This is a genomic window from Streptomyces sp. NBC_01363, assembly GCF_026340595.1.
GTDB lineage: Bacteria > Actinomycetota > Actinomycetes > Streptomycetales > Streptomycetaceae > Streptomyces.
In genome coordinates, this window is the sequence record NZ_JAPEPF010000001.1 from 1,143,998 (window position 1) to 1,161,869 (window position 17,872).

The 17,872-nt window shown below is 70.8% G+C and carries 17 protein-coding genes and 1 riboswitch; of the genes, 10 read left to right on the top strand and 7 right to left on the bottom strand.

The annotated features are described in order from the left end of the window. The first annotated feature begins 118 nt into the window (after positions 1–118). Positions 119–1,360, top strand: coding sequence for a triacylglycerol lipase (locus tag OG611_RS05380; RefSeq protein ID WP_266416064.1), 1,242 nt, complete (start codon positions 119–121; stop codon positions 1,358–1,360). A gap of 314 nt (positions 1,361–1,674) precedes the next feature. Here the strand turns inward: OG611_RS05380 and groL are convergent, their stop codons facing one another. The 4 genes from groL to thrC form a co-directional block, all read right to left on the bottom strand. Continuing rightward, on the bottom strand, positions 1,675–3,297 hold the full coding sequence (gene groL / locus OG611_RS05385) for a chaperonin GroEL (protein WP_072487928.1): 1,623 nt from the start codon (positions 3,295–3,297) through the stop codon (positions 1,675–1,677). A gap of 382 nt (positions 3,298–3,679) precedes the next feature. After that, a complete protein-coding gene (locus tag OG611_RS05390; RefSeq protein WP_003967346.1) occupies positions 3,680–3,886 on the bottom strand; it encodes a cold-shock protein in 207 nt (68 codons plus the stop codon). Positions 3,887–4,307: 421 nt separating this feature from the next. Then, the gene (locus tag OG611_RS05395; protein WP_093895830.1) at positions 4,308–4,586 is read right to left on the bottom strand and encodes a MoaD/ThiS family protein; all 279 of its coding nucleotides are present in this window, start codon (positions 4,584–4,586) and stop codon (positions 4,308–4,310) included. A gap of 30 nt (positions 4,587–4,616) precedes the next feature. Next, positions 4,617–5,939: a threonine synthase gene (gene thrC / locus OG611_RS05400; protein ID WP_266416066.1), complete on the bottom strand. Its 1,323-nt coding sequence runs from the start codon at positions 5,937–5,939 to the stop codon at positions 4,617–4,619. A gap of 17 nt (positions 5,940–5,956) precedes the next feature. Continuing rightward, positions 5,957–6,083: riboswitch (SAM riboswitch) on the bottom strand. Between the two features lie 153 nt (positions 6,084–6,236). On the opposite strand from thrC, the gene OG611_RS05405 reads away from it, so the two are divergent. After that, positions 6,237–7,193: a glucosyl-3-phosphoglycerate synthase gene (locus OG611_RS05405; protein WP_266425558.1), complete on the top strand. Its 957-nt coding sequence runs from the start codon at positions 6,237–6,239 to the stop codon at positions 7,191–7,193. A gap of 54 nt (positions 7,194–7,247) precedes the next feature. Next, a complete protein-coding gene (locus tag OG611_RS05410; protein WP_266416067.1) occupies positions 7,248–8,651 on the top strand; it encodes a trehalose-6-phosphate synthase in 1,404 nt (467 codons plus the stop codon). A 13-nt stretch (positions 8,652–8,664) separates the two neighbouring features. Here the strand turns inward: OG611_RS05410 and otsB are convergent, their stop codons facing one another. Continuing rightward, on the bottom strand, positions 8,665–9,543 hold the full coding sequence (gene otsB, locus OG611_RS05415) for a trehalose-phosphatase (protein ID WP_266416068.1): 879 nt from the start codon (positions 9,541–9,543) through the stop codon (positions 8,665–8,667). 132 nt (positions 9,544–9,675) lie between these two features. Between otsB and OG611_RS05420 the strand changes: the two genes are divergently transcribed. Together OG611_RS05420 and OG611_RS05425 are read left to right on the top strand one after the other, a co-directional pair. Further along, the gene (locus OG611_RS05420) at positions 9,676–9,867 is read left to right on the top strand and encodes a hypothetical protein (RefSeq protein WP_266416069.1); all 192 of its coding nucleotides are present in this window, start codon (positions 9,676–9,678) and stop codon (positions 9,865–9,867) included. 9 nt (positions 9,868–9,876) lie between these two features. After that, a complete protein-coding gene (locus OG611_RS05425; RefSeq protein ID WP_266416071.1) occupies positions 9,877–10,719 on the top strand; it encodes a hypothetical protein in 843 nt (280 codons plus the stop codon). Positions 10,720–10,761: 42 nt separating this feature from the next. Here OG611_RS05425 and OG611_RS05430 read toward each other — a convergent pair whose 3' ends face one another. Together OG611_RS05430 and OG611_RS05435 are read right to left on the bottom strand one after the other, a co-directional pair. Then, a complete protein-coding gene (locus tag OG611_RS05430) occupies positions 10,762–11,037 on the bottom strand; it encodes a DUF3263 domain-containing protein (RefSeq protein ID WP_266416072.1) in 276 nt (91 codons plus the stop codon). Positions 11,038–11,076: 39 nt separating this feature from the next. Continuing rightward, the gene (locus tag OG611_RS05435; RefSeq protein WP_266416073.1) at positions 11,077–12,363 is read right to left on the bottom strand and encodes an ABC transporter substrate-binding protein; all 1,287 of its coding nucleotides are present in this window, start codon (positions 12,361–12,363) and stop codon (positions 11,077–11,079) included. Positions 12,364–12,629: 266 nt separating this feature from the next. On the opposite strand from OG611_RS05435, the gene OG611_RS05440 reads away from it, so the two are divergent. From OG611_RS05440 to OG611_RS05460, 5 genes are all read left to right on the top strand, one after another. Then, on the top strand, positions 12,630–13,538 hold the full coding sequence (locus tag OG611_RS05440; RefSeq protein ID WP_266416074.1) for an SIS domain-containing protein: 909 nt from the start codon (positions 12,630–12,632) through the stop codon (positions 13,536–13,538). Between the two features lie 131 nt (positions 13,539–13,669). Continuing rightward, complete coding sequence (locus OG611_RS05445) at positions 13,670–14,602, top strand: ROK family protein (RefSeq protein ID WP_266416075.1); 933 nt, start codon at positions 13,670–13,672, stop codon at positions 14,600–14,602. Continuing rightward, positions 14,602–15,756, top strand: coding sequence for an N-acetylglucosamine-6-phosphate deacetylase (gene nagA, locus OG611_RS05450; RefSeq protein ID WP_266416076.1), 1,155 nt, complete (start codon positions 14,602–14,604; stop codon positions 15,754–15,756). Before OG611_RS05445 ends, nagA begins: the two co-directional genes overlap by 1 nt. 170 nt (positions 15,757–15,926) lie before the next feature. Next, on the top strand, positions 15,927–16,901 hold the full coding sequence (locus OG611_RS05455) for a 1-phosphofructokinase family hexose kinase (protein ID WP_266416078.1): 975 nt from the start codon (positions 15,927–15,929) through the stop codon (positions 16,899–16,901). Between the two features lie 61 nt (positions 16,902–16,962). Further along, entirely contained in the window at positions 16,963–17,814 is an 852-nt protein-coding gene (locus OG611_RS05460; RefSeq protein WP_266416079.1) for a class II fructose-bisphosphate aldolase, read from the top strand. Positions 17,815–17,872: the final 58 nt, after the last annotated feature.

A 17,872-nucleotide genomic window follows, 5' to 3' on the forward strand; every position in this document is an offset into this window, starting at 1 on the left:
GGTGTCCGAAACCGGCTCCCACCTGGGGGTGGTTTGATCCGCTTTCCCTAGCCGGTGACTACGTTGCGTGTTCCTCTTGGCGCGCATCGTAATCAATCGCCCCAAAGGGGAACGAATCATGTCCGAACCGTCCCACGAGCAGATCGTCTCCGGACTCCGCGACAAGCCCCCCATCGCCCTGGCGCCCGGCCCCCGCCTGGACGCCGAGAGGCCCGGATCCCTTCCGCTGCCGCCCAGCACCGTGTGGGATCTGCCGGGCGGTACCGCCTGGGTCTACTACGGCGAGGGGAACACCGGTCTCGTACGGCCGGTCATCTTCGCCGACGGCTTCAGCACGGGGCCGAGCGAGCTGGAATTCTCCTGGCAGATCATGGAGTTCGGTGACTACGCGCTCATCAGCGAGCTGCGCCGCCGTGGCCATGACGTCATCCTTCTCGGCTTCCACGAGCGCAGCGCGTCGATTCTGGACAACTCCCGGACCGCGCAGGCCGTGATCGCGCGGGCCATCGCGGAGCGGCTCGGCGACACACCGCTGACCGTCGGCGGGTTCAGCATGGGCGGGCTCGTCACCAGGCATGCGCTGGCCAGGATGGAGACCGATCGCATCGACCACCAGACCGCTCTGTACTTCTCGTACGACAGCCCGCACCGAGGCGCCTGGATCCCGATCGGGCTCCAGGCGTTCGCGCACTACATCAAGGATCTCGACAGCCGGTTCTCCGACCAGATCAACAGCCCGGCCGCCCGCCAGCTGCTGTGGCGGCACATCGCGAAGTGGGACGACACACCGGACCAGAGCGACGAGCGCGCCGCGTTCCTGGCCGAGATGGCGGCCGTCGGCGAATGGCCGCAGCGGCCCCGGCGGATCGGTGTCGCCAACGGCGTGGCCGACGGCACCGGCACCGATGTGCGGGCGGGCGAACTGGCCCTGGAGGGCAAGGGCCTGTCGATCGTGGGGACCAAGCTCTACACCCAGGCGCCGGGCCCCGACGAACTCGTCGCGAAGCTGCGCGTGGTGACGCTGAAGACCAACGAGGTGCGTACGAACGGACTCCCCTCGATCGACGGCGCACCCGGCGGCTCGCTGGAAGGCTTCGGCATCCTCGCCGACGGGCTCAACGCCCTGAGCCCGTTCCTCGGCTTCAAGACCGACGTACGCATCCGGTCGCACTGCTTCGTGCCGGCGGTCAGCGCGGTGGACATCCGCGATCTGGACACGGACGAGGAGCTGTACGCGGACATCTCCTCGCTCCCGGAGGACGAGAGCGGGCTGGACGAGTTCAAGCTCGCCTCCCGGAACGAGGCACACACCCTCGTGACGGAGGAACTCAGCACCTGGCTGCTCGACCGCCTGCCGTAGCGCGGGTCGGCGGGCGGGAGCGTCACGACGCCCGACACCCCGTCATACCGGGAGCCGGACGCCCACGACGGAATGGGGGCCGCGGTATCACGCGCCCACGATGCTCCGGCGGGCATCGTGGGTGCGTCCACCGCACGCACACGGGGAGCCGCGGCTGGAAGGCCGATGGTGACGCCAACCGGACCGGTTCGCCGCACGCCTCGTACCCGGGCGCACAGGCACCGTTAGCCCCGGAAACGACATCGGGCCCCTGGACCAGCTGGTCCAGGGGCCCGACGCGGCAAAGCTGTACAGGAACTACCGATCCGTCAGGATCAGAAGTCCATGTCACCGCCCGGCATGCCGCCCGGAGCGGCCGCGGCGGCCTTCTCCGGCTTGTCGGCGATGACGGCCTCGGTGGTGAGGAACAGCGCGGCGATGGACGCGGCGTTCTGCAGGGCGGAACGCGTGACCTTCGCCGGGTCGAGGATGCCCTCGGCGATCATGTCGACGTACTCGCCGGTCGCGGCGTTCAGACCGTGGCCGACGGCCAGGTTGCGCACCTTCTCGACGACGACGCCGCCCTCGAGACCACCGTTGACGGCGATCTGCTTGAGCGGGGCCTCCAGCGCCAGCTTGACGGCGTTGGCGCCGGTCGCCTCGTCACCCGAGAGCTCCAGCTTCTCGAAGACGGCCGAGGCCTGGAGCAGAGCCACGCCACCACCGGCGACGATGCCCTCCTCGACGGCGGCCTTGGCGTTGCGCACCGCGTCCTCGATGCGGTGCTTGCGCTCCTTGAGCTCGACCTCGGTCGCGGCACCGGCCTTGATGACGGCCACGCCGCCGGCCAGCTTCGCGAGGCGCTCCTGGAGCTTCTCGCGGTCGTAGTCCGAGTCGGAGTTCTCGATCTCGGCGCGGATCTGGTTGACGCGACCCTGGACCTGGTCGCTGTCACCGGCACCGTCGACGATCGTCGTCTCGTCCTTGGTGATGACGACCTTGCGGGCGCGGCCGAGCAGGTCGAGACCGGCGTTCTCCAGCTTGAGGCCGACCTCTTCGGAGATGACGGTGCCACCGGTGAGGATGGCGATGTCGCCGAGCATGGCCTTGCGGCGGTCACCGAAGCCCGGGGCCTTGACGGCGACGGACTTGAAGGTGCCACGGATCTTGTTGACGACCAGGGTCGACAGGGCCTCGCCCTCGACGTCCTCGGCGATGATCAGCAGCGGCTTGCCGGACTGCATGACCTTCTCCAGCAGCGGAAGGAGGTCCTTCACGTTGCTGACCTTGGAGTTGACGATCAGGATGTACGGGTCGTCGAGGGACGACTCCATGCGCTCCATGTCGGTGGCGAAGTACGCCGAGATGTAGCCCTTGTCGAAGCGCATACCTTCGGTGAGCTCCAGCTCCAGACCGAAGGTCTGGGACTCCTCGACGGTGATGACGCCTTCCTTGCCGACCTTGTCCATGGCCTCGGCGATGAGCTCGCCGATCTGGGTGTCGGCGGCGGAGATGGAGGCCGTCGAAGCGATCTGCTCCTTGGTCTCCACGTCCTTGGCCTGCTCCAGGAGGGCGGCGGAGACGGCCTCGACGGCCTTCTCGATGCCCCGCTTGAGGGCCATCGGGTTGGCACCCGCGGCGACGTTGCGCAGACCCTCGCGGACGAGAGCCTGGGCGAGAACGGTGGCGGTGGTCGTACCGTCGCCGGCGACGTCGTCCGTCTTCTTGGCGACCTCCTTGACCAGCTCCGCACCGATCTTCTCGTACGGGTCCTCCAGCTCGATCTCCTTGGCGATGGAAACACCATCGTTGGTGATCGTGGGGGCGCCCCACTTCTTCTCAAGGACGACGTTGCGACCCTTGGGGCCAAGGGTGACCTTGACGGCGTCGGCGAGCTGGTTCATGCCGCGCTCGAGACCGCGCCGGGCCTCCTCGTCGAACGCGATGATCTTGGCCATGTGAAGTGGTCCTCCCGGACAGGGGTGGATTTCTCCGGACCGAGTGGCGCCCGCGACGGACGGCCTGCGTGACCGGTGGTTCCTTGCCCCACCGACCTGCGGGCCTCACCGGCCCGGTCCAAGTTCTGTCACTCTCACCTGGAGAGTGCTAACGCCAATGATTAGCACTCGACCCCCGAGAGTGCAAGCGTCCCCCTCGGGATGTGGACACCGCGCCGGGGCGCGCAGGAGGCAGACACGGCACGCACGGGAGGCACGCACGCCGCCCGCGGGAGGCATGCACGGCACACGCGGGACGCACTGAGGGCCCGTACCCCCGGGGTACGGGCCCTCAGTGCGTGAGTGCAGTGCGTGAGTGGCGTCGTTGGCCGACCGCTCGAACTCAGCCGACGGCGAGCTTGACCATGTCTGCCTGCGGCCCCTTCTGGCCCTGCGAGATCTCGAATTCAACTCGCTGACCCTCTTCGAGGGTGCGGTATCCGTCCATCTGGATCGCGCTGTAGTGGACGAAAACATCCGCACCACCGTCGACCGCGATGAAGCCGTACCCCTTCTCCGCGTTGAACCACTTGACGGTGCCCTGAGCCATGCCTAACTCCCCTATTACTGGCCCTTGCGCAGGACCGCACTTCGCGGACCCGGGTCAGAACTCACCCTCCGACAGGAGAGGGTGGGTGCGCCGGAACGCGTCGACCGCGGCTGAATGTATCTGCCCAACTGCCCTCTGCAACAGGTCAATCGGACGAGAATTCTCGGCAGAACCGAACGCCCGGATATGCGGAATTCATATGAATCCTGGGCAAGTCGGGCCAGGCAAAGGCGACTTATGCCTCAAGCGGATCGCGCACTTTGGCTGCATCTTGTCGTGGCCGGGCGCATTCTCGTATGCGGGCGGCACGGGCAGCTGGGGGGACTTCCCACACTGTACCGCGCTCAACCATGCAGAATTGCCCCCTCCGTTTCAAACACGGAGAGGGCAATTCGATTACGCGGTGCGGTCGGACGGGGCGTCAGCAGCCGCCGGCCACGGCCGGGATGATCGAGATGCCGGCGCCGTCCGGCGTGGCCGCCTCCAGGCCTCCCTCGAAGCGCACGTCGTCGTCGTTGACGTACACGTTCACGAAGCGGCGCAGCTTGCCCTGGTCGTCCAGGACGCGGGCGGCGATGCCCGGGTGGTTCTGCTCCAGGGACTCGATGACCTGGGAGAGGGTCGAGCCCTCGGCCGGGACCTCGGCCTGGCCGCCCGTGTAGGTGCGGAGGATGGTGGGGATGCGGACCTTGACGCTCATGGTGGGTGCCCTTCCTGAAGTCTCGGGTGGTCAGCTGGTGGCGAGGCCGGCGGCGCGGAACGCGTCCAGGCTGGGACGGATCGTCGCGGTCGCCTGAGAAGTGTCGGCCACCGCGTCGAGGGTCTTGAGGCCGTCACCCGTGTTGAGTACGACGGTGGTCAGCGACGGGTCGATCAGACCGGCCTCGATGAGCTTCTTCGTCACGCCGACCGTCACACCGCCCGCCGTCTCCGCGAAGATGCCCTCGGTGCGCGCCAGCAGCTTGATCGCGTCGACGACCTGCTCGTCGTTCACGTCCTCCACGGCGCCGCCGGTGCGGCGGGCGATGTCCAGGACGTACGGGCCGTCGGCCGGGTTGCCGATGGCGAGGGACTTGGCGATCGTGTTCGGCTTCTGCGGCCGGACGACGTCGTGGCCGCCCTTGTACGCGACCGAGACCGGCGAGCAGCCCTCGGCCTGGGCGCCGAAGAGCTTGTACGGCTTGTCCTCGACCAGACCGAGCTTGATCAGCTCCTGGAGGCCCTTGTCGATCTTGGTGAACTGCGAGCCGGACGCGATCGGGATGACCAGCTGGTCCGGGAGCTGCCAGCCGAGCTGCTCGCAGATCTCGTACGCCAGGGTCTTGGAGCCCTCGCCGTAGTACGGACGCAGGTTGACGTTGACGAAGCCCCAGCCCTCGCCGAGCGGGTCGCCGATGAGCTCGGAGCAGAAGCGGTTGACGTCGTCGTAGTTGCCCTCGATGCCGACCAGCTCACCGCCGTACACCGCGGCCATGACGACCTTGCCCTGCTCCAGGTCGTGCGGGATGAACACGCAGGAGCGGAAGCCGGCGCGGGCGGCGGCGGCGCCGACGGCACCGGCGAGGTTGCCGGTGGAGGAGCAGGAGAGGGTGGTGAAGCCGAAGGCGCGGGCGGCCTCGATGGCCTGGGCGACGACGCGGTCCTTGAAGGAGTGCGTGGGGTTGCCGGAGTCGTCCTTGACGAACAGCTTGCCCTGCTCGACGCCGAGCTCACGGGCGAGGTTGTCGGCCTGGACGAGCTTGGTCCAGCCGGGGTTCAGGTTCGGCTTCTCGGCGACATCGGCGGGGACCGGCAGCAGCGGCGCGTAGCGCCAGATGTTGGCCGGTCCGGCCTCGATGCGCTTCTTCAGCTCTTCGGGGGAGCCGCTCGGCAGGTCGTACGCGACTTCGAGCGGCCCGAAACAGGACGCGCAGGCGAAAATGGGGCCGAGTTCGAAACGCTCGCCGCACTCGCGGCAGGAAAGGCCCGAGGCGGGACCGAGGTCGACGGCTTCGGCGTTGGCGTCAGCGTCGGCGGAAGAATCGGTGCTTACTGCAACGGTCTGCGCAGCCATGGTGGCGAGGCCCTTTCTCCTCATCTTCCTCGCGGCGCGTTTCGCCACGAGACGGAATTGGCACCTTCCCCACCTGACCTCACGGTCGGCGGGGGGGTTGCCGGGACTTCAACGGGCCGTTCCCTCAGTCCCTCTGGATGAGCGCTGTGGCACCGGATCTTCGATCCGGGCATTTATCGGCGGACGGACCCCGGCATGCGATGGTCGTCCGCGTTGTTCAAGACTGTAACCGAAGCACCGGACTGTTGAGATAGTCGTCCGAACCGCGAGATGGATCACATACAGGGAGTATCGACCGTGCTGGAAGAGGTCGAATGCTGGCTGGCCAGGCGTTCCTGGTCGGCCGCCGACCGCCCGTTGGACCGCCTCCTGGCCGCCAGGGCCACGGCCGGGGAAGCGGGCCGCGGAAGCGTCAGTGTCGTACTGCCCGCGCTGAACGAGGAGGCGACGGTCGGCGAGATCGTCGCGACGATCCGGCGCGAGCTGATGGAGAAGGTCCGGCTGGTCGACGAGCTCGTGGTGATCGATTCCGGTTCCACGGACGACACCGCGAAGGTGGCCCGGGAGGCCGGCGCCCGGGTGGTGCACCGGGACGCGATACTCCCCCGGATACCGGCCGTGCCCGGCAAGGGCGAGGTGCTGTGGCGCTCGCTCCTGGTGACCGGCGGTGACATCGTGTGCTTCATCGACGCCGATCTGAAGGACTTCTCGGCGGACTTCGTCTCCGGCATCGTCGGCCCGCTGCTGACCGACCCGGACGTGCAGTTCGTGAAGGCGATGTACGACCGCCCCTTCGGTGACACGGCGGGTCAGGGCGGTCGCGTGACCGAGCTGGTGGCCCGTCCGCTGCTCAATCTGCACTGGCCGCAGCTGGCCGGTTTCGTCCAGCCGCTGGGCGGCGAGTACGCCGTGCGCCGCTCCCTGCTCGAACGGCTGCCCTTCCCCGTCGGCTACGGCGTGGAGCTGGGCCTGCTGGTCGACGCGCTGCACACGGTGGGGCTGGACGCGCTGGCCCAGGTCGACGTGGGGGTGCGCAAGCACCGGCACCAGGACGGGCAGGCGCTCGGCCGGATGGCGGCGGCGATCTACCGGACCGCGCAACTGCGGTTGTCCCGCGGCCACCTGGTACGCCCGGCGCTCACCCAGTTCGAGCGCGGCGCGAACGGCTTCGTACCGCGCACCCATGCCGTGGACACCGAGGAGCGGTCCCCGATGTGCGAGATCGAGGAGTACGTTTCGCGCCGCGCGGCCTGACGTGGCCTGACTTCGCACGTTTGGGCGGTTCGTGATCGGGCTAGATTCCGCAACATGGTCTCCGCGCACGAAGCCCAGCCTCCTGTCCGGCCCTCCGCCCAGGTCCTCGTCGCCTCCAACCGCGGCCCGGTGTCGTACACCCTGGGCACGGACGGATCGCTCGACGCGAAGCGGGGCGGCGGCGGGCTCGTCTCCGGGCTGAGCGCCGTCGACGACAAGCTGTGGGTGTGCGCGGCGCTGGGTGACGGGGACCGAGAGGCGGTCCGGCGCGGGGTCGGTGAGCCGGGCGTACGGATGCTCGACATCGACGCGGACGTGCACGCCGACGCGTACAACGGCATCGCGAACTCGGTGCTCTGGTTCGTCCACCACATGCTGTACCAGACGCCGCTGGAGCCGGTCTTCGACGCGGAGTTCCGGCGGCAGTGGGCGTCGTTCGAGACCTACAACCGGGCCTTCGCCGAGGCGCTCGCCGAGGAGGCGGAGCAGGGCGCCGCGGTGCTGGTGCAGGACTACCACCTGGCGCTGGTGCCGGGCATGCTCCGCGAGCTCCGTCCCGATCTGCGCATCGGCCACTTCTCGCACACCCCGTGGGCACCCGTCGACTACTTCCGGCTGCTCCCCGACGACATCGCCGAACAGCTGCTGCACGGCATCCTGGGCGCGGACCGGGCGGCGTTCCTGACCCGGCGCTGGGCGGACGCGTTCATCGGCTGCTGCACCCAGATCCTGGGCGGCACCGGGCGTACCAGGATCGGGGTGCACGGGCTCGGCGCGGACGGGGACTTCCTGCGCCGCCGGGCGCACGAGGCCGATGTGGACGAGCGGATGGCGGCGCTGCGCGAGCAGACCGGCCCCGGCCGGAGGACGATCGTACGGGTGGACCGAACGGAACTGTCCAAGAACATCGTGCGCGGCCTGTTCGCGTACCGCGCGCTCCTGGACGAGCGGCCCGAATGGCGCGGACGCGTCGTCCATGTCGCCTTCGCGTACCCCTCCCGGCAGGACCTCGCGGTGTACCGCGACTACACGGCCGAGGTGCGACGGGTCGCCGACGAGATCAACGCCGTGTACGGCACGGAGGGCTGGACGCCGGTCGTGCTGCACGTCAAGGACGACTTCGCCCGCTCGCTCGCCGCGTACCGGCTGGCCGACGTGGCGCTCGTCAACCCGATCCGGGACGGCATGAACCTGGTCGCCAAGGAGATCCCGGTCGTCTCCGACCACGGCTGCGCGCTGGTGCTGTCGCGGGAGGCGGGGGCGTACGAGGAGCTGGGCAGCGACGCGGTCGTGGTGAACCCGTACGACGTCTCGGCGACGGCGACGGCGCTGCACGAGGCGCTGACGATGGCGGAGGACGAACGGGCCGCGCGCACGGAACGCCTGGCCGCGGCGGCGGTCGCGCTGCCGCCGCAGCAGTGGTTCCTGGACCAGTTGGACGCGCTGCGGCGGGAGTGAGCCGCCCGGGGTGTCAGATCCGCCGGGCCAGCCCGGCCAGGAAGGCGACGACGTCGCCCGGTCCGGCCAGCAGCAGGTCGGCCCGCTCGGCCAGTTCGGGCACCTCCGCGCTGCCGCTGCAGACCAGCAGTCCGGGGATGCCGTCGGGGCCCTCGGTGCGGAGCTTCTCCACCGCGGCGTACGCGGCGAGGTCGCCGAGGTCGTCGCCCGCGTACAGCACGGACTCGGCGTCCGTCTCCCGTACGTACTGGGCGAGCGCCACGCCCTTGTCCATGCCCGGCGGGCGCAGCTCCAGGACCAGCCGGCCCGGCTCGACGATCAGTCCGTGCCGGGCGGCGAGCTCGCCGAGCGGGCCGCTCAGCGCCTCGAACGCGGCCTGCGGATCGGCGGCCCGGCGGGTGTGGACGGCAATCGCCCGGCCCTTCTCCTCGATCCAGGTGCCGTGCCACGAGCCGGCCCGGTCCAGCACGCCCGGGAGCTCGGCGCGGACCGCGGCGATGCCGGGGTGCGGGGCGGGGGCGTGGACGGTGCCGGACACGGCGTCCCAGCGTTCGGCGCCGTAGTGGCCGAGGACGACGAGGTGGTCCAGGCCGGGCACTCCGGCGAAGCCGCCGTGCCGGACCGCGACGCCCGCCGGGCGGCCGGTGATCACGGCGATGGAGGCCACCTTCGGGGCCAGCGCGGCAAGGGCCGCGACGGCGTCGGGGTGGGCGCGGGCCTGCTCCGGGTCCGGGACGATGTCGGCGAGGGTGCCGTCGAAATCGAGCGCGACGACGGCGCGGTCGGGGCGGGCGAGGATCGCGGCGAGGGCCTCTTGACCGGCCGGGGTGGTGGGAGTCGGGAGCGCGGACGGGGTTTCGCTCGGTGTGGGTGCTTCGGGGTTGCTGCCCATGGGGCGAGCCTATAGCGGCGGGCCCGGAGCCGGCTCGCCCGCGGCGTGACGGGCGAGGAGCAGCCGGCCGCCACGCGCGCATGAGGCATCGAACGGACGAACGGTCCCGACCTGGCGTGTGGTGCCCATGGGGTGCGGACAGCGATCAGGGCGACCGGTTCCAAGGCGAGCAGCACCCATCGGGCCAACGCCCGTAAGACCTGCGAGGGCCGGAAGAAGACGCAGTGGCGGAGCCTGATCGACGTGGACGTCATCGGCGAGGCCGACTCCCCGGAGAAGGCCGTCACTGCCACGATGACCTCCAACTGCGGCGCGGGTGTGTAGGGAGAGGCAATGGGTGATGCGGTGCGGGATGCGACCCTGCTCATGGGCGTGCACGGAGTCCTCACCCGGCATCCCTGGCTCACACCGCCCGAGGACGGCTCGGAGTCCGGCGTACCCGAGGACACCTCGGATTCTGATTCCGACGTGGCCGAGGACGCCTCGGAGGCCGAAGACGTCGATGTCTTCGGCCTGGCGGTGAACCGGGCCGAGGCCTACGGGTGGAGCAGCACCCTGCTGGGCGCCGGCATGGAGCTCGGCGGAAGCCGGTGGGGGCACAACGACGCGGGGGAGGACTGGACGCAGGACGGGCGTGTCCGGGAGATCGGTCGGCTCCAGGTGGACGTGTCCTCCCGCCTGAACCGGCAGCGACTGCCCGTACTGCCGGTGGCGACGGTCCTCGGCGATGTGCTGCGGCAGGTGGGCGACGTCCGGGTCACCGGAGTACACACCGTGGCACCGGTGCATCTGGCGCCGGATCCCGCCGCGGCTCTGCTGTACGCCGCGCATTGGTACGAGCTGGCCGATCCGGGCGCGGCCAGGGACATCACCGTGACCGTGTCGGGCCGCGAGGCGGGGCTGCCGGGCCGAGGCGGGCGCGTCCGCGACGAGGCGCTGGCGTGCGCCTACGGCCGGATGGCCGTCGAGCCGGAGAGCACCGCCGTGAACCTCCCGGGTCTGTCCCGGTCGCCGACCGGGAAGGTGCAGACCGAAGGGATGCGCCGGGCCCTGGCCTTCCGCTGCCGGGTGCCGGTGTGGTCCCTGGACGCGGCGGCCTGGACCACGGAGGTCTTCGTCGAGGCGCTCCGTGCCACCGGCACCGCGGAGCCCGTCCTGATCACCGTCTCCTGCTGAGCGGGCGCCGGTCCCAGCGCCGCGCCGCCCCGTACTCCGGCCTCAGCGGCGTTCGCGTCTCGCGTCCCTCACCCGGCGGAGGCGGTTGACCGTCACCGGGTCCTCCGCCAGTGCGCGGCGGTCGTCGAGCAGGGCGTTCAGGAGCTGGTAGTAGCGGGTGGGCGAGATGCCCAGCTGTTCGCGGATCGCCCGCTCCTTCGCCCCGGGGCCGGACCACGACTGCCGTTCGACGGCGAGCACGGCACGGTCCCTGTCGGAGAGGCCGTCCGGGTCGTCGGGGCCGTCGGGGCCGTCGGGGCCATGCGTGGGGGCGGTCATATCAGCCAACATATCGCCCGTCCGAAGGGCCGCCACCCGCTAATCCTCTTTCGCCGCCGCGGCCGAATCGCGCGCGATCCGTCCCAGCACGCTCCCGGGACTGCCGTTCGGCGCGACCGCCTTGCCGATGTTCTCCTTGATCGACTCGCTGGACCGGGCCCAGGACCTCTTGCCGTACGGGTAGAACTGCGAGTCCGGCAGCGCGGCCAGGAACTTCCACAGCGGCTTGTACCTGGCGTCGGACTCCATGGCCGCGGAGGCGCTGTCGGTGACCGGGAGGAGGTCGTACTCGTCGGCGAAGCCGATGACGTTCTTGTCGGTGAACAGATAGTCGAAGAACTTGCCCAGCTGCACACGGTGGCCGTGCTGCTTGAAGCCCATGATCCAGTCGGCCACGCCCAGCGAGTTCTTGCCGGGGCCGCTGCTGCCGGGCATCGGCACCATCCCGACGGAGACGCCCTTCCGCTCGGCCTCCTGCATCAGCGTCGGGTGGCCGTTCAGCATGCCGACCCGGCCGTCGGTGAACGCGTCGAACGCCTTCTGGCGGTCGAGCTTCCCCGGGGCGACGGGGCCGACGAGGCCCTTGTCGACCAGGTTCGCCTTCAGCCAGTCGAACGTCCTGACGTTCTCGGCCGAGTCGATCTCGTACGAGCCGCTGTCGTCGATGTAGCCGCCGCCCCCGCTGAGCAGCCACATCATGGTCTCGGCCTGGGGCTCCTCCGGACCGAGCGGCAGCGCGAACGGGTAGGTCACGCCGCGCTGCCTGAGCACCGCCGCGTCGTCGCGGATGTCGTCCCAGGTTCGCGGGGCGTCGAGGCCCGCCTGCGCGAAGTACTTCTTGTTGTAGAAGAGCAGCCGGGTGCTGGCGACGAACGGCAGTCCGTACTGGGTGCGGTCCACGCTGCCCGCGTCGGCGAGGGACGGCAGGAAGTTGGCCTGGGTGCGGATGGACAGCATCTGGTCGGCCCGGTAGAGCTTTCCGGCCTTGGCGTAGTCGGCGTACGAGCCGATCTGGGCGATGTCGGGGGCCTGCCCCTTCTTCACCATCGTGGCGACCTCGCGGTCGATGTCCTTCCACGAATGGACGCTGACGTCGACCTTGATGCCGGGGTGGGTCGCCTCGAAGCCCTTGGCGAGTCCGTCCCAGTACTTCTCGGAGCTGTTGGCGGGGCCGGTGCCGTAGTCGGCCGCGACGAGCTTGAGAGTGACCTCCCCCGAACCGCCGCTGCCGCCGCCGCAACCCGTCAGCGTCGCCGTCATGCCCAGCGCGGTCACGGCCGCGGTCAGTACCCGGTAGCGCAACTGCACAGCCCAGACCGTCCTCATCCATCGCGTCATCCGTGCCGGCCACGCCGTCGTGGGGCCTTCGAACGGGGTGCGATCTTCTCCCAGGCCGTCGCCGATGGTCTACACCACAGCGGTATCGCTTTCGCAACGTAACCGGGCCGGTACCCGGCGCCGCGCCTGAGAGCATTGCCCCCGAACTGCGCCTACTGCTAAGTAGGTTCAGGTGCGGGTGCCGCCTGCCCCGCACCGCCGCTGTGCCGTACCGCCCGCACCGTTACGTTCCACGCCGCAAGGAGCCGTTCAGCATGTCGCGTACCGCATCAGAAATTGCCACCCAGCCCGGCTGCTGGCGGCGCGCCGCAGAGGCGGGGGCGGCGTTCGACGGGCTGCCGCGGCCGGGTGAGCGGGTCGCCGTCACCGGGTGCGGCACCTCCTGGTTCATGGCCATCGCGTACGCCGCGCTGCGCGAGGCGGCCGGGCAGGGCGAGACGGACGCGTACCCCTCCTCGGAGTTCCCGGCCGGGCGCCCGTACGACCGGGTGGTGGCGATCACCCGCTCCGGCACCACGACCGAGGTGCTGGAACTCCTCGGCGAGCTGCGCGGCAGGGTCGCCACCGTCGCGCTGACCGCCGACCCGGGGACGCCGGCGATGGACGCCGCCGACGCGGTGGCCGTACTGGACTGGGCGGACGAGGAGTCGGTCGTCCAGACCCGGTTCGCGACCACCGCGCTGGCCTTTCTGCGGGCCGGCCTGGAGGCGTCGGGTCCGCTTCCGGCCGGGGTGAAGACGGTCGCCGCCGCCGCGGTGGACGCGGAGCTCGCCGTGACGGAGCCGCTGGACGAGGCGGTGGTCTCGGCCGAGCAGTGGACGTTCCTGGGGCGCGGCTGGACGTACGGGCTGGCGCAGGAGGCCGGGCTGAAGATGCGCGAGGCGGCGGGCGCCTGGACGGAGTCTTACCCGGCGATGGAGTACCGCCACGGCCCGATCTCGATCACCGGGCCGCACCGGGTGGCGTGGGTGTTCGGCCGGCTGCCGGAGGGGCTCGCCGGCGATGTGGCGCGGGTGGGCGGAACGCTGGTCGCGCATGCCACGGCGGACCCGATGGCGGATCTGATCCGGGCGCAGCGGCTGGCGGTCGAGCTGGCGGAGTCGAAGGGGTACGACCCGGACCACCCGCGCAACCTCTCGCGCAGCGTGATCCTTTCGCCCTGAGGTGTCCCGGGGCGGCCCGGTTCCCGTGCCGCTCCCGTCCCGTGAATCCGTGGGCGCGATTTTGTATGGATCCGCAACAAACCGGGATAGTGGACTAGACCTTTTTGCCTCCTCGGGCGAAACTGTTTCCCGTGAAACACGTCATCGCCCTCGATGTGGGCGGCACCGGAATGAAGGCCGCACTGGTCGGGGCCGACGGCACCCTGCTGTACGAGGCGCGGCGGGCCACCGGCAGAGAGCGCGGCGCCGAAGCCGTCGTGGAGTCGATCCTCGACTTCGCCGCCGATCTGCGGGCGTACGGCGAGGAGCACCTCGGCGAGAGCGCCGTCGCGGCCGGTGTCGCCGTGCCCGGCATCGTCGACGCCGAGAACGGGATCGCGGTCTACGCCTCGAACCTGGGCTGGCGCGACGTACCCATGCGGCAACTGCTCGGCGAGCGGCTCGGCGGTGTCCCCGTCGCGCTCGGCCACGACGTACGCACCGGCGGGCTCGCCGAGGGCCGGATCGGCGCGGGCAAGGGCGCCGACCGCTTCCTCTTCATCCCGCTGGGCACCGGCATCGCCGGGGCCATCGGCATCGCGGGCACGATCGAGGCGGGCGCGCACGGGTACGCGGGCGAGATCGGGCACATCGTGGTCCGGCCGGGCGGGCCCGACTGCGGCTGCGGACAGCGCGGCTGTCTGGAGACCCTGGCGTCCGCCGCCGCCGTCAGCCGCGCCTGGGCCGCCGCGTCCGGCGACCCGGAGGCGGACGCGGCGGACTGCGCGAAGGCCGTCGAGTCGGGCGACCCGGCGGCCGTACAGGTCTGGCAGAACGCCGTGGACGCGCTCGCCGCCGGGCTGGTCACCGCGCTGACGCTGCTCGACCCGCGCTCCCTCATCATCGGTGGCGGTCTCGCCGAGGCCGGGGAAACCTTGTTCACACCACTCCGTGCGGCCGTCGAGGAACGCGTCACGTTCCAGAAGCTGCCCCACATCGTCCCGGCGGCCCTCGGGGACACCGCCGGATGCCTGGGCGCAGGGCTGCTCGCCTGGGATCTTCTCTCCACGGAGGTATCCACCTGATGGCCGGACGCGCAGACAGCACAGTTCTCGCAGGTGCCCGGGTGGTGCTTCCCACCGGGATCGTCGAGAACGGCCGGGTGATCGTCGAGGGCACCCGGATCGCCGGTGCCACGGCGGAGGGCGCACCGACCGTCGACCTGAGCGGCCACTGGGTGGTCCCCGGCTTCGTCGACATGCACAACCACGGCGGCGGCGGCGCGTCCTTCACCTCCGGCACCGTGGACGAGGTCCTCACCGGCATCCGCACCCACCGCGAGCACGGCACCACCACACTGGTCGCCTCCACGGTCACCGGCGAGATAGACTTCCTCGCCCACCGGGCCGGTGTCCTGTCCGAGCTGGTGGAGCAGGGCGACCTGGCCGGCATCCACTTCGAGGGGCCGTTCATCTCGCCGTGCCGCAAGGGCGCGCACAGCGAGGACCTGCTGCGCCACCCGGACCCGGCCGAGGTCCGCAAGCTGATGGACGCGGCGCGCGGCACCGCGAAGATGTTCACGCTCGCCACCGAACTGCCGGGCGGCATCGACTCGGTGCGGCTGCTCGCCGAGCACGGCGTCATCGCCGCGATCGGGCACACCGACGCCACGTACGAGCAGACCGTCGAGGCGATCGACGCGGGCGCCACCGTCGCCACGCACCTCTTCAACGCGATGCCGCCGTTCGCCCACCGCGAGCCCGGACCGATCGCCGCGCTGCTGGAGGACGAGCGGATCACCGTCGAGCTGATCAACGACGGCACACATCTGCACCCCGCGACCCTGGAGCTGGCCTACCACCACGCGGGCGCCCACCGCGTCGCGCTGATCACCGACGCCATGGACGCGGCCGGCTTCGGCGACGGCCTGTACCAGCTCGGCCCGCTCGCGGTCGAGGTCAAGGACGGCGTCGCGCGGCTGGTCGAGGGCAACTCGATCGCGGGCTCCACGCTCACCCTGGACACCGCGTTCCACCGGGCCGTGACCATCGACCGGATCCCGGTCGGCGATGTCGTGCAGTCCATCTCCGCCAATCCGGCCCGGCTGCTCGGCGTGTACGACCGGGTCGGCTCGCTGGAACCGGGCAAGGACGCGGACCTGGTGGTCCTGGACGAGGACTTCGCGCTCAAGGGCGTCATGCGCAAGGGCGAATGGATCAAAGCACCCCAGATCGGCTGATCTGCCCCATTATTGACGGTGAGTCGAATACGTAACGAAGAGACGGCGGTTGGTCCCGAGGTCTGGGCCGACCGCCACCTCTTTGGCATGATCGCCTGGAAAACAGCCAGAGAAAGCGCGTTCCGTCCACGGTTTCGCGCTTCGGAGCAGGGATCGAGGGAGCGGCCGCGGTGATCCTCACGGTCACACTGAATACGGCACTCGACCTGACGTACGGCGTCCCGGAACTCGTCCCGCACGCCAGCCACCGCGTCAGCGACATGTCCGAGCGACCCGGCGGCAAGGGACTCAACGTGGCCCGGGTGCTCTCCGCCCTCGGCCACGAAACAGTGGTCACCGGCTTCGCCGGAGGCTCTACCGGAGCCGTGCTCCGCGAGCTGCTGGCCGGCCTGCCGCCGCGGGAGACCGGTACGGGCTCCCCTGCACCGATCGCCGCCGCGCCGATCACCGACGCTCTCGTCACCGTCGCCGGGAACACCCGCCGCACCATCGCCGTCGTCGACCGGGCCACCGGCGACACCACCCAGCTCAACGAACCCGGCCCGCTCGTCACCGCCGACGAGTGGACCGCCCTCCTCGGCAGGTACGAGGAGCTCCTCACCGGGGCCGACGCCGTCGCGCTCTGCGGCAGCCTGCCGCCCGGCATCCACGTCGGCGCCTACGCCGAACTGGTCCGGTCGGCCCGTGCCGCCGGTGTCCCCGTGCTCCTGGACACCAGCGGCGAACCGCTCCGCCGCGGCATCGCCGCCCGCCCCGACCTGATCAAGCCGAACGCCGACGAGCTCGCCCAGCTCACCGGCTCCCGCGAACCGATGCGCGCCACCCGCGACGCCCGCCGCCGCGGCGCGCACGGAGTCATCGCCTCGCTGGGACCGGACGGCATGCTGGCGGTCACCCCCGACGGCAGCTGGCAGGCGTCCCCGCCCGCCAGGGTCCTGGGCAATCCGACCGGCGCGGGCGACTCCGCGGTGGCCGGGCTGCTGTCCGGCCTCGTCGAGGGGCTGAGCTGGCCGGACCGGCTGCGGCGGGCGGTGGCGCTGTCGACGGCGACCGTGCTCTCCCCGACGGCCGGTGATTTCGACCGCGCGGCGTACGAGGAGCTGCTGCCGCGCGTCGGCATCGAGGAACACGCACCGGCGGCCTGAGAGGCCGCGCCCGTCCCGAACCCGCCCGATCGCGGTTCGAAAGAAGTAGCAAGAGGTCAGCATGCCGCTCGTCAGCACCGGTGAACTCGTCTCCGCCGCCCAGGCCGAGGGACGCGGGATCGCCGCCTTCAATGTCATCACGCTGGAGCACGCGGAGGCCATCGCGGCCGGCGCGGAGCGTGCCGGAGCACCCGCCATCCTCCAGATCTCCGAGAACGCCGTGAAGTTCCACGGCGGACGGCTCTCCGCCATCGCCGCCGCGGCCGCCGCCGTCGCCCGCACCTCGGGCGCCCCGCTCGCCCTCCACCTCGACCACGTCGAGTCCGTGGAGCTGCTGCACCAGGCGCACACGGAGGGCTTCGGCTCCGTCATGTTCGACGCGTCCAAGCTGTCGTACGAGGAGAACGTGCGGGCCACGGCCGAGGCAGTGGCCTGGGGCCACGAGCGCGGCATCTGGATCGAGGCCGAGCTCGGCAAGGTCGGCGGCAAGGAGGGCGAGGCCCCGCTCGACGCCCACGCCCCCGGCGTCCGCACGGACCCGGCCGAGGCCGCCGCGTACGTCCGCGACACCGGGGTGGACGCGCTGGCCGTCGCAGTCGGCTCCTCCCACGCCATGACCGAGCGCACCGCCGCCCTGGACCACGAGCTGATCGGCCGGCTGCGCGAGGCCGTCCCGGTCCCGCTGGTGCTGCACGGCTCCAGCGGCGTCCCGGACGAGGAGATCCGCCAGGCCGTCGCCTCCTCCGGCATGGTCAAGATCAACGTGGGCACGGCGCTGAACACCGCGTTCACCGGCGCGGTACGGGCGTACCTGGCCGAGAACACCACGGGCGTGGACCCGAGGAAGTACATCGCCCCGGGGCGCGAGGCGATGGCGGGGACGGTGGCGGGGTTCCTGAGCCTGATGGGCTGAGCCGCTCCGCGCCCGGAAAACGATCCGGCCCCCTCGCCCGGAGGCGAGGGGGCCGGAG

Excerpts from the sequence above, each read along its gene's own strand:
- OG611_RS05395 (WP_093895830.1), bottom strand. The coding sequence starts at position 4,586 with ATGAGCGTCAAGGTCCGCATCCCCACCATCCTCCGCACCTACACGGGC.
- OG611_RS05460 (WP_266416079.1), top strand. The coding sequence starts at position 16,963 with ATGCCGCTCGTCAGCACCGGTGAACTCGTCTCCGCCGCCCAGGCCGAG.
- OG611_RS05425 (WP_266416071.1), top strand. The coding sequence starts at position 9,877 with ATGGGTGATGCGGTGCGGGATGCGACCCTGCTCATGGGCGTGCACGGA.
- OG611_RS05435 (WP_266416073.1), bottom strand. The coding sequence starts at position 12,363 with ATGAGGACGGTCTGGGCTGTGCAGTTGCGCTACCGGGTACTGACCGCG.
- OG611_RS05390 (WP_003967346.1), bottom strand. The coding sequence starts at position 3,886 with ATGGCTCAGGGCACCGTCAAGTGGTTCAACGCGGAGAAGGGGTACGGC.
- thrC (WP_266416066.1), bottom strand. The coding sequence starts at position 5,939 with ATGGCTGCGCAGACCGTTGCAGTAAGCACCGATTCTTCCGCCGACGCT.
- OG611_RS05440 (WP_266416074.1), top strand. The coding sequence starts at position 12,630 with ATGTCGCGTACCGCATCAGAAATTGCCACCCAGCCCGGCTGCTGGCGG.
- nagA (WP_266416076.1), top strand. The coding sequence starts at position 14,602 with ATGGCCGGACGCGCAGACAGCACAGTTCTCGCAGGTGCCCGGGTGGTG.
- otsB (WP_266416068.1), bottom strand. The coding sequence starts at position 9,543 with ATGGGCAGCAACCCCGAAGCACCCACACCGAGCGAAACCCCGTCCGCG.
- OG611_RS05380 (WP_266416064.1), top strand. The coding sequence starts at position 119 with ATGTCCGAACCGTCCCACGAGCAGATCGTCTCCGGACTCCGCGACAAG.
- groL (WP_072487928.1), bottom strand. The coding sequence starts at position 3,297 with ATGGCCAAGATCATCGCGTTCGACGAGGAGGCCCGGCGCGGTCTCGAG.
- OG611_RS05430 (WP_266416072.1), bottom strand. The coding sequence starts at position 11,037 with ATGACCGCCCCCACGCATGGCCCCGACGGCCCCGACGGCCCCGACGAC.
- OG611_RS05410 (WP_266416067.1), top strand. The coding sequence starts at position 7,248 with ATGGTCTCCGCGCACGAAGCCCAGCCTCCTGTCCGGCCCTCCGCCCAG.